Origin of the sequence: Bacillus sp. FJAT-53060, assembly GCF_037104745.1 — a bacterium.
GTDB lineage: Bacteria > Bacillota > Bacilli > Bacillales > Bacillaceae > Bacillus > Bacillus stratosphericus_B.
This window is the reverse complement of record NZ_JBAWSW010000001.1, coordinates 100,201-115,779: the sequence shown is the minus strand read 5'-3', so window position 1 is coordinate 115,779 and position 15,579 is coordinate 100,201. Positions and strand designations below refer to the sequence as shown.

General features: G+C 41.5%; 16 protein-coding genes. All 16 read left to right on the top strand.

The window, feature by feature from the left end; genetic code table 11:
• Positions 1–8 precede the first annotated feature (8 nt).
• The 16 genes from infB (at position 9) to dapA (ending at position 15,544) form a co-directional block, all read left to right on the top strand.
• Positions 9–2,129: a translation initiation factor IF-2 gene (gene infB, locus WAX46_RS00660; RefSeq protein ID WP_336493195.1), complete on the top strand. Its 2,121-nt coding sequence runs from the start codon at positions 9–11 to the stop codon at positions 2,127–2,129.
• Positions 2,126–2,404: a DUF503 domain-containing protein gene (locus WAX46_RS00655; RefSeq protein WP_226566373.1), complete on the top strand. Its 279-nt coding sequence runs from the start codon at positions 2,126–2,128 to the stop codon at positions 2,402–2,404. The genes infB and WAX46_RS00655 overlap by 4 nt, the downstream gene beginning before the upstream one ends.
• 17 nt (positions 2,405–2,421) lie before the next feature.
• Entirely contained in the window at positions 2,422–2,772 is a 351-nt protein-coding gene (gene rbfA / locus WAX46_RS00650; RefSeq protein WP_226566372.1) for a 30S ribosome-binding factor RbfA, read from the top strand.
• A gap of 68 nt (positions 2,773–2,840) precedes the next feature.
• Positions 2,841–3,770: a tRNA pseudouridine(55) synthase TruB gene (gene truB, locus WAX46_RS00645; protein ID WP_336493194.1), complete on the top strand. Its 930-nt coding sequence runs from the start codon at positions 2,841–2,843 to the stop codon at positions 3,768–3,770.
• Between the two features lie 18 nt (positions 3,771–3,788).
• The gene (ribF, locus tag WAX46_RS00640) at positions 3,789–4,754 is read left to right on the top strand and encodes a bifunctional riboflavin kinase/FAD synthetase (protein WP_336493193.1); all 966 of its coding nucleotides are present in this window, start codon (positions 3,789–3,791) and stop codon (positions 4,752–4,754) included.
• 140 nt (positions 4,755–4,894) lie between these two features.
• Positions 4,895–5,164, top strand: coding sequence for a 30S ribosomal protein S15 (gene rpsO, locus WAX46_RS00635; RefSeq protein WP_008354438.1), 270 nt, complete (start codon positions 4,895–4,897; stop codon positions 5,162–5,164).
• A 181-nt stretch (positions 5,165–5,345) separates the two neighbouring features.
• Positions 5,346–7,475, top strand: coding sequence for a polyribonucleotide nucleotidyltransferase (gene pnp / locus WAX46_RS00630; protein ID WP_336493192.1), 2,130 nt, complete (start codon positions 5,346–5,348; stop codon positions 7,473–7,475).
• A 112-nt stretch (positions 7,476–7,587) separates the two neighbouring features.
• A complete protein-coding gene (locus WAX46_RS00625; protein ID WP_226566368.1) occupies positions 7,588–8,541 on the top strand; it encodes a polysaccharide deacetylase family protein in 954 nt (317 codons plus the stop codon).
• Positions 8,542–8,574: 33 nt separating this feature from the next.
• Entirely contained in the window at positions 8,575–9,804 is a 1,230-nt protein-coding gene (locus WAX46_RS00620) for a M16 family metallopeptidase (protein ID WP_226566367.1), read from the top strand.
• 70 nt (positions 9,805–9,874) lie between these two features.
• Positions 9,875–10,057 carry a phosphotransferase gene (locus WAX46_RS00615; RefSeq protein WP_226566366.1) on the top strand — a complete coding sequence of 61 codons (183 nt, stop codon included), beginning with the start codon at positions 9,875–9,877 and terminating at the stop codon, positions 10,055–10,057.
• A 240-nt stretch (positions 10,058–10,297) separates the two neighbouring features.
• Entirely contained in the window at positions 10,298–10,570 is a 273-nt protein-coding gene (locus WAX46_RS00610) for a YlmC/YmxH family sporulation protein (RefSeq protein ID WP_008344726.1), read from the top strand.
• A 126-nt stretch (positions 10,571–10,696) separates the two neighbouring features.
• The gene (gene dpaA, locus WAX46_RS00605) at positions 10,697–11,599 is read left to right on the top strand and encodes a dipicolinic acid synthetase subunit A (RefSeq protein ID WP_226566365.1); all 903 of its coding nucleotides are present in this window, start codon (positions 10,697–10,699) and stop codon (positions 11,597–11,599) included.
• The gene (gene dpaB, locus WAX46_RS00600; protein WP_336493191.1) at positions 11,596–12,177 is read left to right on the top strand and encodes a dipicolinate synthase subunit B; all 582 of its coding nucleotides are present in this window, start codon (positions 11,596–11,598) and stop codon (positions 12,175–12,177) included. The genes dpaA and dpaB overlap by 4 nt, the downstream gene beginning before the upstream one ends.
• 143 nt (positions 12,178–12,320) lie before the next feature.
• Positions 12,321–13,340 carry an aspartate-semialdehyde dehydrogenase gene (gene asd / locus WAX46_RS00595; RefSeq protein WP_336493190.1) on the top strand — a complete coding sequence of 340 codons (1,020 nt, stop codon included), beginning with the start codon at positions 12,321–12,323 and terminating at the stop codon, positions 13,338–13,340.
• A 92-nt stretch (positions 13,341–13,432) separates the two neighbouring features.
• On the top strand, positions 13,433–14,647 hold the full coding sequence (gene dapG / locus WAX46_RS00590; RefSeq protein ID WP_226566362.1) for an aspartate kinase: 1,215 nt from the start codon (positions 13,433–13,435) through the stop codon (positions 14,645–14,647).
• Positions 14,648–14,677: 30 nt separating this feature from the next.
• Positions 14,678–15,544 (top strand): 4-hydroxy-tetrahydrodipicolinate synthase, encoded by an 867-nt coding sequence (gene dapA / locus WAX46_RS00585; RefSeq protein WP_336493189.1) that lies wholly within the window; start codon positions 14,678–14,680, stop codon positions 15,542–15,544.
• Positions 15,545–15,579: the final 35 nt, after the last annotated feature.

Sequence of the window (15,579 nt, the reverse complement as noted above, 5' to 3'; positions counted from 1 at the left end):
GTGAACGAATGGCTAAAGTAAGAGTATATGAATACGCAAAAGCCATAGATGTTTCAAGTAAAGATATAATAGCAGCGCTTAAGGATATGAACGTTGAAGTGAACAACCACATGGCGGCGCTTGAAGACGACACTGTAAAAAAGCTAGATGCTATCTATAAAAAACCCAAAGCAAAAGAGACAGCTAACGAGAAACCCGCAGAACAAAAAAAACAATCATCTAACAAAAACAATGATAGAAAGAAGAATGACGTGCAGAATAATCAATTTAATAAAAACAAAAAATACAACAACCAAAACAAAAACAAAAATAAACGCGGTGGCAATAACAAGCAGCAGCATCAGCAAGCAAGGCCTGTGAAGCCTAAAAAAGAGCTTCCTGAAAAAATTGAATTTACAAATTCAATGACAGTCGGCCAGCTTGCTGAAGAGCTTGGAAAAGAAACAGCTGAAATCATCAAAAAGCTGATGATGCTTGGTGTAATGGCTACTATTAACCAAGAGCTGGATAAAGATACAGTGGAATTAATCGCTTCTGAATATGGTGTTCCAGTAGAGGAAGTGATCATTTTAGAAGAAACTGAACTTGAAAAGTATGAAGTTGAAGATAAAGTAGAAGATATGCAAGTACGTCCTCCAGTTGTTACGATCATGGGGCACGTTGACCACGGGAAAACAACGCTTCTTGACAGCATTCGTAAAACAAAAGTCGTCGAAGGCGAAGCTGGTGGAATCACGCAGCATATTGGTGCTTACCAAATCGAAGAAAACGGCAAGAAAATTACGTTCCTTGACACACCTGGACACGCAGCTTTCACAACAATGCGTGCACGTGGTGCCGAGGTAACAGATACAACAATTTTAGTCGTTGCAGCAGATGATGGCGTGATGCCGCAAACGATTGAAGCCATTAACCATGCGAAAGCGGCTGAGGTACCAATCATTGTGGCTGTCAATAAAATTGACAAACCAACAGCTAACCCTGACCGTGTGATGCAGGAATTAACTGAGCATGGGCTTGTACCAGAAGCTTGGGGCGGCGAAACGATCTTCGTTCCACTATCTGCGAAAACAGGTGAGGGCATTGAGGAATTGATCGAAATGATCCTTCTTGTCAGCGAAGTAGCAGAACTGAAAGCCAACCCAAATCGTGTGGCAAAAGGAACTGTAATTGAGGCTGAGCTTGATAAAGGAAGAGGATCTGTTGCAACCCTTCTTGTTCAAACTGGTACACTTCATGTAGGTGATCCAATTGTTGTCGGAAATACATTTGGCCGTGTTCGTGCAATGGTTAATGACATCGGACGCCGCGTGAAAACCGCAGGACCATCTACACCTGTTGAAATCACTGGTTTAAATGATGTACCGAATGCAGGGGATCAGTTCCTCGTATTCAAAGACGAAAAAACAGCTCGTCAAGTGGGTGAGGCGCGTGCTTCAAAACAAATTGATGAACAGCGTTCAGACAAAGCGAAATTATCTCTAGATGATCTATTTGAGCAAATCAAACAAGGCGACGTGAAAGATATCAACTTGATCGTGAAAGCAGACGTACAAGGTTCTGCGGAAGCACTGACAGCATCTCTTCAAAAGATTGAAGTAGAAGGGGTAAAAGTGAAAATCATCCATACGGGTGTTGGAGCAATCACCGAATCTGATATCATTTTAGCAAGTGCTTCAAATGCGATCGTGATTGGATTTAACGTACGCCCTGATGGAAATGCGAAGAGCACAGCTGAAACAGAAAACGTAGATATCCGCTTGCACCGCATTATCTATAAAGTCATCGACGAAATTGAAGCTGCGATGAAAGGGATGCTTGACCCTGAATATGAAGAAAAAGTCATTGGTCAAGTTGAAGTTCGCCAAACGTTCAAAGTGTCTAAAATCGGTACAATTGCTGGTGGTTATGTCACTGAAGGAACGATTACAAGAGATAGTGGTATCCGATTAATTCGTGATGGCGTCGTGATTTTTGAAGGCGAAGTCGACGTGTTAAAACGATTCAAAGATGACGTGAAGGAAGTTTCACAAGGCTATGAATGTGGTATTACCATTAAGAAATACAATGATATCCGTGAAGGTGATGTCATGGAATCATTTGTTATGCAAGAAATTGAAAGAAAATGATCGGTTATACCGAATGTGAGTGCATGATCTATGATGCATCCTCACTGAAGGGAAAACGAGCGGTTCTTCAGCGTATACTGACAAGAACGCGCCAAAAATTCAATGTGACCATTGCTGAAATGGACTATCAGGATACATGGCAGCGTACATCGATTGGAATCGCCGTTATTTCCTCATCTCGGGTTCAAGTGGAAAAAGAACTACAGCGCATTTTAAGCTTTATCGATTCTTTTCCTGAAATTGAACGAACGATCACGAAAACAGAGTGGTTTTAATTAGAGGTGATAAGATCATGAGTATGAGAGCAACCCGTGTGGGTGAGCAAATGAAAAAAGAATTGGGCGACATTCTTGGCAGAAAGCTAAAAGATCCAAGAATCGGCTTTTTGACTGTTACCGATGTAGAAGTGTCTGGTGATTTGCAAATTGCCAAAGTCTACATTTCCGTTCTTGGCGATGAGAAGAAAAGAGAGGAAACCTTAAAAGGACTGGCAAAGGCTAAAGGGTATATCCGCTCTGAAATTGGCAATCGAATCAGACTTCGCAAAACACCAGAGCTGCAATTTGAATTCGATGAATCAGTTGATTATGGTAACAGAATCGAAAGCCTGATTGCAGAACTAAACACAAAAGATCACGAATAAGACGTTGAAATAAGGATAGGCGATGATCGTCTGTCCTTTTTCATCGTTTATGAAAGGAGAGAACGCAGATGATAAACGGTGTTCTTTTATTACATAAAGAAAGAGGAATGACCTCTCATGACTGTGTGTTCAAAGTGAGAAAGATATTACACACGAAAAAAGTCGGACATACAGGAACCCTCGACCCAGAGGTGTCAGGCGTGCTGCCCATTTGTATTGGCAGAGCGACGAAAATTGTTGAGTACTTAACAGATAAATCGAAAACGTATGATGCAGAAATCACGATTGGTTTTTCTACGACGACAGAAGATCAAACAGGTGAGGTAGTAGAAGAAAAAAAGGTGGAAAAACCGATGTCAAAAGATGAAATTGATGCCACACTGAAACAGTTTGAAGGAACCATTGAACAAATTCCTCCTATGTTTTCTGCTGTCAAAATTGGCGGGAAAAAGCTGTATGAATATGCAAGAGAAGGAATTGAAATCGAGCGCCCTAGCCGTAAAATGACCATTCACCGCATCGAGCGGACAACACCTGTCACATTTGAAGATGGCAACGTGTCATTCAGGTTCACCGTTCTGTGCTCAAAAGGGACATATGTCAGAACCTTAGCGGTTGATATCGGAAAAAAACTAGGGTTTCCGGCCCACATGTCACACCTCATTCGCACAGGGTCAGGTGACTTTACATTAGATGAATGTATCACCCTTGACGAGCTGCGTGAGATCAGTGAGAAAGGAATGGTAAATGAGCATCTTGTACCGATCGAGCGTGCGCTCAATCATTTGCCGAAATGGGAGATAAATGATACATTAGCAAGGAAAGTGGAAAACGGTGCAGTCCTGCCAATGCCTGATGATTTTGCTCATTTGGCAGAGGAGGATCGTGTCGCGGTCTTTGCTCCTTCAGGTCGTTGTATGGGGATTTACATGAAGCATCCGGCCAAACAGAAGCTAATGAAGCCGGCGAAGATCTTATCTCAGGGCAAGCAATCTTAAAGAAAAGGTGACCATCTCGTGAAGACTATACATATTTCACACCCACATAGATTGAATCAAAAGGATCAAGTCCCGTCTGTAATGGCTTTAGGGTACTTTGACGGTGTTCACCTCGGACATCAAAAAGTGATTGACGCAGCAAAAAGCATAGCGACAAAAGAAGGATTGGCCTTAGCTGTTATGACCTTTCACCCGCATCCCTCATATGTTTTGCAGAAAGCATGTGAACCAAAAGACTTAATTACTCCGCTTGAGGATAAAATTGATTTCATTGAAAAGCTAGATGCTAACTATTTATACATTGTACAATTCAGTGAAAGCTTTGCAGCGTTATCCCCTCAGGAGTTTGTGGATCAATATTTGGCCAAGCTGAATGTGAAGCATGCAGTAGCCGGTTTCGATTTTACGTTTGGAAGGTTTGGTGCAGGCACAATGGAAACGTTCGATGAATACGGGAAAGGGCGTATCGCTGCGACCATCGTACCTAAGCTGTCCAATCAAGACCGGAAAGTCAGCTCCACTCTCATACGTTCCGCATTAAAACATGGAGACGTTGAATATGTGAGTGAACTGCTTGGGAAACCTTATCAGTTGCGCGGCATTGTGATTCATGGAGACAAACGAGGACGGACGATTGGCTTTCCCACAGCCAATGTCGGTTTATCTGCTGAATACATTATTCCGCCAACAGGCGTATATGCAGTAAGAGCCGAAGTGAATGGCAAGGTGTATGACGGCGTTTGTAACGTTGGCTACAAACCAACATTTTATGAAAAGCGTCCCGATCAGCCTGCCATTGAAGTGAACCTCTTTGATTTTAACGAAGAAATTTATGGAGAACCGATTAAATTACAGTGGTACAAACGCATCCGAAATGAACAAAAATTTAACGGAATCCAAGAATTAACGGCTCAAATTAGTCAAGATAAAGAAGAAGCGATTCAGTTTTTTCAAGATCATCTCAATGAAACAAAAAAATCATAGAAAAACCGCTCTATCATTTGCAAAATGAGCATATTTTTAGTATAATAATTCCTGTAGCTTTAAAACCACTTACTTGGCAGGCCGACTTCACCGACGGTTGCGAGGTAGATGGGGCTAACATGATTTGGAGGTGAAACAGGATGGCTATTACTCAAGAGCGTAAAACTCAATTAATTAATGAGTTCAAAACACACGAATCTGATACTGGGTCTCCAGAAGTTCAGATCGCTGTCCTAACAGAATCAATTAACAACTTGAACGAGCATTTACGTACTCATAAGAAAGATCACCACTCACGTCGCGGTCTTTTGAAAATGGTAGGTAGACGTCGTAATCTTCTTACGTATCTACGTAATAAAGACGTAACTCGTTACCGTGAGTTAATTAACAAACTAGGATTACGTCGATAATCGTAAAAAGCGGGAGGATTCCCGCTTTTTTATCGTATAATCACTAATATTTTGTGGTTAAAATGTTGAAAGAATGGCAAAAACCCTTCTACATACAGCTTTCACATTGATATGTGAAACTATTTTGTTCATAATAAGAAATAACCTAAAATTTTCCGACAAGAGAGGAGTTTATCATAGAATGGGACAAGAGAAACATGTCTTTACCATAGACTGGGCTGGACGTCAACTGACAGTTGAAACTGGCCAGCTTGCAAAGCAAGCAAACGGAGCGGTTCTCGTACGCTACGGAGATACGGCTGTGCTTAGCTCAGCAACAGCTTCTAAAGAACCAAAACCACTTGATTTTTTCCCGCTCACTGTGAATTACGAAGAAAGATTATACGCAGTAGGTAAAATTCCTGGTGGTTTCATTAAAAGAGAAGGTCGCCCAAGTGAAAAAGCAATCCTTGCGAGCCGCTTAATTGACAGACCGATCCGTCCATTATTTGCAGATGGATTTAGAAATGAAGTACAAGTCATTAGTATTGTCATGAGTGTGGATCAAGATTGTTCATCTGAAATGGCTGCAATGTTTGGCTCATCTTTAGCATTATGTGTGTCTGACATTCCATTTGAGGGACCAATCGCTGGCGTTACAGTAGGACGAGTGGATGGAAAGCTGATCATTAACCCAAATGTTGAACAGCTTGAACAGAGCGATATCAACCTTGTTGTGGCTGGAACAAAGGATGCAATCAACATGGTAGAGGCTGGTGCCGATGAAGTACCAGAAGAAACGATGCTTGAAGCAATCATGTACGGTCACCAAGAGATTAAACGCTTAATCGAATTCCAAGAAGAAATTGTAAAGGCAGTCGGTAAAGAAAAAATCGATATTCCTTTATATGAAGTCGATCAAACATTAGCAGACGAAATAAAAGAACTTGCTGAAGCTGACCTGCTGAAAGCGATTCAAGTACATGAGAAGCATGCTCGTGAAGATGCGATCAGTGCTGTGAAAAAAGCTGTGATTGAGAAATTTGAAGAAGCAGAGCGTGACGAAGCGACGATTAAACAAGCGAAGGATGTTTTAAACAAGCTTGTCAAAAATGAAGTTCGCCGCCTGATCACTGAAGAGAAAGTACGTCCAGATGGACGCGGTGTCGATCAAATCCGCCCACTTTCTTCAGAAGTAGGACTTCTGCCAAGAACGCACGGTTCAGGATTATTTACAAGAGGGCAGACGCAGGCACTTAGTATTTGTACATTAGGTGCACTTGGCGATGTGCAGATTCTTGATGGTCTAGGTGTTGAAGAGTCTAAACGCTTTATGCATCATTATAACTTCCCGCAATTCAGTGTTGGTGAGACAGGTCCAATGCGAGGCCCAGGCCGCCGTGAGATCGGACATGGTGCGCTCGGTGAACGTGCATTAGAGCCAGTAATCCCTTCTGAAAAAGATTTCCCTTACACGGTTCGCCTTGTGTCTGAGGTATTAGAATCAAACGGATCTACTTCACAAGCAAGTATTTGCGCAAGCACACTTGCAATGATGGATGCAGGTGTTCCAATTAAAGCACCAGTTGCAGGGATTGCAATGGGACTTGTTAAATCTGGTGAATACTACACAGTGCTGACAGACATTCAAGGAATGGAAGATGCACTTGGAGATATGGACTTTAAAGTAGCAGGTACATCAAAAGGTGTAACAGCGCTTCAAATGGACATTAAAATCGATGGTCTATCAAAAGACATTTTAGAAGAAGCCCTTCAACAAGCGAAAAAAGGAAGAATGGAAATTTTAGATAGCATGCTTTCAACGATTCCTGCTTCTAGAGGAGAATTGTCACGTTATGCACCAAAAATTCTAACAATGACAATCAACCCTGATAAAATTCGTGATGTCATTGGACCTAGCGGTAAACAAATCAATAAAATCATTGAAGATACCGGTGTGAAAATCGATATTGAACAAGACGGTACAATCTTTATTTCTTCTACAGAAGAAGACATGAACCAAAAAGCGAAGAAAATCATTGAAGATCTTGTCAGAGAAGTTGAAGTTGGGCAACTTTACTTAGGTAAAGTAAAACGCATTGAAAAATTCGGTGCCTTCCTTGAAATCTTCAGCGGCAAAGATGGACTTGTTCATATTTCTGAGCTTGCGCTTGAGCGTGTGGGCAAAGTAGAAGATGTCGTGAAGATTGGTGATGAATTACTTGTCAAAGTCACTGAAATCGATAAACAAGGCCGAGTGAACCTTTCTCGCAAAGCTGTTTTACGTGAAGAAAAGGAAAAAGAAGAAAGCAGTCTTAATGAGAACAAATAAAATGTGTTAGAAGCCAGGTATCCGTGCCAGGCTTCTTTCTTTTCCTGCGGGTAACAATGGTTCTAGCTTGTTTCTCCTCATCATAATTTGTGGTAAAAGGGAGGGACAACCAATGAAAAAAATGTTACCTATTATTGTGTTTGTATTTTTACTGCTCGTGTCATATCAAACGATGAAGCAGAAGGCTGCTGTCACATATGTTGAATCAATGAAAGAGCATGCCGAGGTTGCATCTGTTTCAAAAGATACGCTGTATCAAGAAATTAAATCGAAGTCTTCTGACTATGAAGTGAAGGCGCAAAATGCTAAGATTGATAAAGTGTGGAAAAAGGTGCCTGGCTTAAATGGACAGACAGTTGATATCGATGCTTCTTACGAAAAAATGAAGAAACTTGGAACATTTGATGAAAAACTACTTGTATTGAAAGAAACAATACCATCCATTCATTTACATGAACTTGGTGCTGAACCCATTTATAAGGGACATCCGGATAAGAAAATGAATGCATTTCTCATCAATGTGGCTTGGGGCGATGAGCATTTAATAAAGATGCTGAATACGCTAGAAAAGCATCAAGTCAAGGCGACCTTTTTCTTAGAAGGAAAATGGGTGAAAAATAGCACAGACCTTGCTAAAAAAATTGTGGAAAATGGTCATGAAATTGGAAATCATTCATACAATCACCCGGATATGCGCACACTGACAAGAGAACGAGCATTAGAGCAGATCATCAAAACAAATCGTCAAATTGAAGAATCCCTTGGGAAAAAACCAAAATGGTTTGCGCCTCCTAGCGGCAGCTTTAAAGAAGAAACAGTAAAGCTTGCCAAGCAAGAAGGCATGGAAACCATTATGTGGACAGTAGACACCATCGACTGGAAAAAACCGTCACCAGCTATTTTACAAAAGCGGGTGCTTGGGAAAATTCACAATGGGGCGATGGTATTAATGCATCCAACAGATGCAACGGCGAAAAGTCTTGACGCACTTATCACTCAAATCAAGGAAAGAGGATATGAAATAGGAACGGTTTCTGACCTCCTAAGTGAAAAAAGACATCCGTGATGCGATCTGTTCGTTGAATAGGAGGAGCAAAACTTGGTCAAAACGTATATATGCCAAAATGGAGTAAGAATTGTACTCGAAAACAATCCCACTGTGAGATCTGTCGCAATTGGCGTCTGGATTGGAACAGGTTCTAGACATGAAACACCAGGGATTAACGGAATCTCACACTTTTTAGAGCATATGTTCTTTAAAGGAACAAAAACGAGATCTGCGCGTGATATCGCAGAATCTTTTGACCGCATTGGTGGTCAAGTGAATGCTTTTACATCTAAAGAATATACTTGCTATTATGCAAAGGTGCTTGATTCACACGCTGGTTACGCCCTCGATGTATTAAGTGACATGTTTTTTCACTCCGCTTTTGATGAAGGTGAGCTGAAAAAAGAAAAAAATGTCGTCTATGAAGAAATTAAAATGTACGAAGATACACCTGATGACATCGTTCATGATTTGTTAAGCAAAGCTATTTACGGTGACCATTCATTAGGTTACCCGATTTTAGGAACAGAGGAAACACTCTCTACCTTTAACGGCGACTCACTTAGAGCATATATGGATGAATTCTACACCCCGGATCGTGTTGTCATCTCAGTTGCAGGGAACGTAGATGATACCTTTATTCACGAGGTTGAAAAATTGTTTGGCTCATATGAAGGTAAAGGGAAAAAGCAACCTGTAGAAGACCCGCAATTTCACTATGACAAGCTCACACGCAAAAAGGAAACTGAACAGGCGCACCTATGCATGGGCTTTAATGGTCTTCCTGCTGGAGATGAGGGCATCTATGACTTAATCGTCTTAAATAATGTTCTTGGGGGAAGCATGAGCAGCCGCTTGTTCCAAGATGTGAGAGAAGACAAAGGACTTGCTTATTCCGTATTTAGCTATCACAGTTCATTTGCAGATAACGGTATGCTGACCATTTATGGTGGCACTGGAGCGAAGCAGTTAAATCTTCTATCTGAAACCATCTTACAAACGTTAGATGTCTTAAAACGTGATGGAATCACACAGAAAGAACTTGAAAACTCTAAGGAGCACATGAAAGGCAACCTCATGCTAAGCCTTGAAAGTATAAATAGCAAGATGAGCCGAAACGGTAAAAATGAATTACTCCTTGGCAAACATCGTACGCTCGATGAAATTATTGATGAAATCAATCACGTCACATTAGACGGTGTGAACAACTTATCTAAAAGAATTTTTACAGAAGATTATGCGCTCTCGCTTATTAGTCCGACGGGTGATCAGCCATCATAATGTACATAACACGTCAGGCTTCTCATGAGGTCTGTCGTTTATTTTATATGAAGAAAGGGGATCTGCACTAATGAAAAATGAAGAACTGAAACGGCTTCCCCTTTCCTTAGAGAATATCCTTATACAAGGTAATCAGTATGCTGGCGTGATCGATTTTGATCAATCTAACCGGGGCGACCCATTTTATGATTTTTATAAACTGTCTTTATTTAGTCGAGAAAGCAGCCTTCCATATTCAGCAGGGCACAAATGATTTTTGGCTTCTTTTTTCCATCTACACAGCAATGAGTTGCATTTCTTCTATTGTCTGGGTTTTCTATGATCCGGCACATGTAAAGGACATGATGAATCGAGTGAATAGAATGTTGATAGACCATGGTCGTTTTAACCTACTTATACCGACTTGGTATACCAATTGGCATCATGTTAAAGAGGATCCGGTCTATCCCACCTCCCTGCTGCATATATAATAAGGAAGGGAAGTGATGCGATTTTGAGGCTAAGTGAGCTGTCAGGAAAAGAGATAGTCGATATCAAAAGAGCGGAGCGGCTTGGCGTGCTTGGACAAACTGACCTTGAAATCAATGAACAAGACGGTCAGATCACAGCACTCATTATTCCTTCCGTGAAGTGGTTTGGATTTCGAAAACAAGGAAATGACATCCGCGTTCCGTGGAATCACATTCAAAAAATAGGATCAGATATGATCATTCTCGATGTGCCTGAAGAACTTCAGCCGCACGGGGAAAAAGAGCACCCATCATAAAAGAGGGTGCTCTTTTTCTTTTCTCCTCGAGATTTGTTCACAGGCTGAATCCTCTCCTCATATGCTGAAAGGGAGATTCAGAAAATATTACAGACTTTTTTAAAATAAAGAAGGTGAACGGTCAGAATGTTGAGCAGTTTAACGGTTGCAGTGATCGGAGGAGATGCAAGGCAGCTTGAAATTATACGCAAGCTGTCACAGCAACATGCCAAAGTGTTTTTGGTAGGATTTGATCAGCTAGATCATGGGTTTATCGGTGCTGAAAAACTGAAAATGTCAGAGCTTCCATTTGAACAGGTAGACAGTATGATCCTTCCCGTATCAGGCGCAACAGATGAAGGCGTCGTTGCCACGGTTTTCTCAAATGAGAAGGTCGTGCTCGAAAAAAAATATTTAGAAAGAACCCCTGCACATTGTACCTTGTATTCAGGTATTTCGAATACGTACTTAGACAATCTGGCAAAGCAGGTGAACCGGAAGCTTGTGAAGCTGTTTGAGCGAGATGATATTGCCATATATAACTCAATTCCAACAGTTGAAGGGATTATCATGATGGCCATTCAGCAAACGGACTATACGATTCATGGATCACATGTCGTCGTTCTCGGGCTTGGAAGAACCGGGCTCACAATTGCTCGCACATTTCGGGCATTAGGAGCGGACGTGAAAGTAGGTGCTGCTGATACAGCGCATTTAGCGAGAGCCTTTGAAATGGGAATTGATCCGTTTTCGATGGATCGCTTAAAAGAAGAAGTGACAGATGTTGATATCATCATCAATACGATTCCGAGTTTAGTATTAGATTCATCTGTCATCGTCAATATGACACCAAAGACACTCATTTTGGATATCGCCTCGCGCCCAGGCGGAACCGACTTTGATTTTGCGCAAAAGCACGGAGTGAAGGCGCTTCTTGCACCAGGTCTTCCGGGGATTGTTGCACCAAAGACTGCAGGACAAATCATTGCAAAAGTGCTTTCTGGGCTCTTATGTGAACTTGCGGAGGAAAAAAGGGGGATGGAATCATGACAACATTAAAAGGAAAAAGAATCGGCTTTGGTTTAACAGGTTCCCATTGTACGTATGAAGTCGTTTTTCCGCAAATTGAAGCACTCGTTAAAGAAGGGGCTGAGGTGCGTCCTGTGGTGTCTTATACGGTCCAAAGCACGAATACGAGATTTGGAGAAGGAGCGGACTGGATCGAGCGGATTGAAGAACTCACAGGATTTCAAGCGATTGACTCCATCGTAAAAGCAGAGCCACTCGGACCTAAACTTCCGCTTGATTGTATGGTCATTGCTCCTTTAACAGGCAATTCAATGGCAAAATTCGCAAATGCCATGACAGATAGTCCTGTTTTAATGGCTGCGAAGGCAACCATTCGAAATCATCGTCCCGTCGTTTTAGGCATCTCGACAAACGATGCATTAGGGTTAAATGGTACAAATCTCATGAGGCTCATGTCGACAAAGAACATTTTCTTTATTCCATTCGGCCAAGATGATCCATTCAAAAAACCGACATCCATGGTAGCACATATGGATCTACTGACTAAAACAGTAGAAGAGGCGCTCCAGCATAGACAAATTCAACCAATTTTAATTTGATCAAACGAATAATAGATTCACTAGAAAATCATGAAAGATTCAAAAAAGGTACTTCAAGCCTTGCTTTTCTATGGTAAAATAAAATGTAAAAAGTCATAGGATGACCACTCGAAATTATGGATGGGTCGGAAGGAGTTTTACTGATGGGAAGAGGATTGCATGTAGCTGTAGTTGGAGCGACTGGAGCTGTCGGTCAACAAATGTTAAAAACACTAGCTGACAGAGAATTTGAAATGGATACACTTACTCTACTATCCTCAAAACGTTCTGCTGGAACAAAAGTGACATTCAGAGGTCAAGAGTATACCGTTCAAGAAGCAACACCTGAAAGCTTTGAAGGGGTCAACATTGCATTATTCAGTGCTGGAGGAAATGTTTCCAAAGTGCTAGCTCCTGAAGCAGTCAAACGAGGTGCAATTGTTGTAGATAATACAAGTGCTTTTCGTATGGACGAAAATACCCCTCTTGTCGTACCAGAGGTAAACGAAAAAGATTTGCATGACCATCAAGGGATTATTGCAAATCCTAACTGTTCAACGATTCAAATGGTGGTGGCGCTAGAACCGCTTCGTCAGGCGTATGGAATGAAAAAAGTCATTGTGTCCACCTACCAAGCAGTATCAGGTGCAGGACATGAAGCCATTGACGAACTGTACAGTCAGTCGCAAGCCATTTTAAATAAAGAAGAGGTTACACCAGAAGTTATGCCATATCAAATTGCATTTAATGCGATTCCCCAAATTGATACATTTCAAGACAATGGGTTTACATTTGAAGAAATGAAAATGATCAATGAAACGAAAAAAATCATGCACTTGCCAGAGCTAGAAGTAGCGGCTACATGTGTGAGACTTCCAATTGAAACAGGACATTCAGAATCTGTTTACGTTGAACTAGATGCAACAAGTGCAACAGTGGACGACATCAAGTCAATTTTAAAAAATGCACCAGGTATTACGTTACAAGATGACCCATCTCAGCAAATTTATCCAATGCCTGCAGGTGCAGTTGGAAAAAATGACGTATTTGTCGGCCGCATTCGGAAAGATTTAGACCGTCCAAACGGGTTCCATTTGTGGATTGTATCTGATAACCTGCTGAAAGGCGCTGCATGGAACTCAGTTCAAATTGCAGAAAGCTTAAAAACACTAAAATTAGTTTAACATTCAATGGATGATGAGGACGAACAGAAGAGAGTTAGGCATCTTTCGCCTGCTCTCTTCTGTTACGTCAGAATGAACTTGGAGTGAAAACAGTGAAAATAATTGTCCAAAAATTTGGCGGTACATCTGTCAAAGATGATCAAGGTAGAAAAAGGGCACTTGCACATATCTTATCTGCAAAAGAAAAAGGCTATAAATCGGTCGTCGTCGTTTCTGCAATGGGACGAAAAGGAGATCATTATGCGACGGATACGCTGCTTGGACTGCTGTATGGCAGTGCTCAGCACATGACAAATCGAGAAAAAGATTTGCTCGTTTCTTGCGGTGAAAATATTTCAGCTGTTGTTTTTTCAAGTATGCTGAATGAGAACGGTCTAAAGGCTTTAGCATTGACAGGTGCGCAAGCAGGCTTTGTGACGGATCAAGAGCATACGAATGCGAAAATTATTGACATGAAATGTGAACGTCTTGAAGCAGCACTTTCTGAACATGATATAGTTGTCGTTGCCGGGTTTCAAGGAGCCGCGAAAAATGGAGACGTGACAACGATTGGACGAGGCGGAAGTGATACGTCAGCTGCTGCTTTAGGGGCTGCATTGCAGGCAGACTTTATCGATATTTTTACAGATGTAGAAGGTGTCATGACAGCAGATCCTCGCATTGTAGAAAAGGCAAAACCACTACGAGTTGTGACGTATACTGAAATTTGTAACCTGGCCTACCAAGGAGCAAAAGTCATCCACCCACGGGCTGTTGAAATTGCCATGCAAGCAAAAGTGCCAATGAGGGTTCGCTCAACATACTCTAATGATGAGGGCACACTCGTGACGTCACACTACTCAGATAAAATGAGTCATGATGTGTATGATCGTCTCATTACGGGTATTGCACATGTCAATGATGTAACGCAAATCAAAGTCCCAGCAAAAGAAGGGCAATACAGCGTTCAAACAGAGGTCTTTAAAGCAATGGCAAACGCACAAATTAGTGTTGATTTCTTTAACATTACACCGAGTGAAATTGTCTATACAGTGACAGGTGCAATGACTGAAAAAGCAACAACGATCCTAAAAGACCTTGGTTATACACCGGTTGTAACAACAAACTGTGCCAAGGTATCAGCTGTTGGAGCAGGTATCATGGGTGTGCCAGGTGTCACATCTAAAATTGTATCGGCTCTATCAGAGCAAAACATCCCGATTTTACAATCTGCTGACAGTCATACGACTATTTGGGTGTTAGTGCACGAAGAAAACATGAGAGCGGCTGTCAATGCTTTGCACGAAGTGTTTGAACTTTCAAGATAAATGTGATTGAATCATGATGAGGTGAAAAAAATGAATTTCGGAAATATCGCAACAGCTATGATTACACCTTTTGATAAAAAAGGCAACATTGATTTCCAAAAGCTATCAATTCTCATTGATTACTTGTTAAAAAACGGCAGTGACTCTTTAGTCGTTGCAGGAACAACAGGCGAATCACCAACTTTATCGACTGAAGAAAAAGCCGCTCTTTTTCAGCAAACGGTGAAATTAGCAAATGGTCGTTGTAAAATCATTGCAGGAACAGGCAGTAATAACACAAATGCGTCTATCAAACTAACGAAAAAAGCAGAAGAAGCGGGCGTTGATGCAGTGATGCTTGTCGTACCATACTACAACAAGCCATCACAGGAAGGCATGTATGCACACTTTAAAGCAATTGCCGAGTCTACATCTCTTCCTGTCATGCTTTACAATGTACCAGGAAGAACAGTTGCTTCATTATTACCAGAAACAACCATCAAGCTTGCGCAAATACCAAACATTGTCGCGATCAAAGAAGCAAGCGGCGATCTAGATACCATGACAAAAATCATTGCAGAGACGCCAGAGGATTTCGACGTATACTCAGGTGACGACAGCTTAACACTTCCTGCTGTAGCGGTTGGAGCAAAAGGAGTCGTCTCTGTGGCCTCGCATATCGTCGGACTTGATATGCAGCAAATGCTAAAAAGCTATGCTTCAGGTCAAACAGCCAATGCAGCATTGATTCATCAAAAGCTGCTTCCAATCATGAAACAGCTTTTCTCAGCGCCAAATCCAACGCCTGTCAAAACAGCCCTTCAGTTGAAAGGACTAGATGTCGGATCAGTTCGTCTCCCGCTTTTGCCTTTGTCAGAAGAAGAGAGACTGGATTTAAGCAACGTATTAAATAGCTGATAAACAAAAAATTTCGTAAACGGTCATTCTCAGAT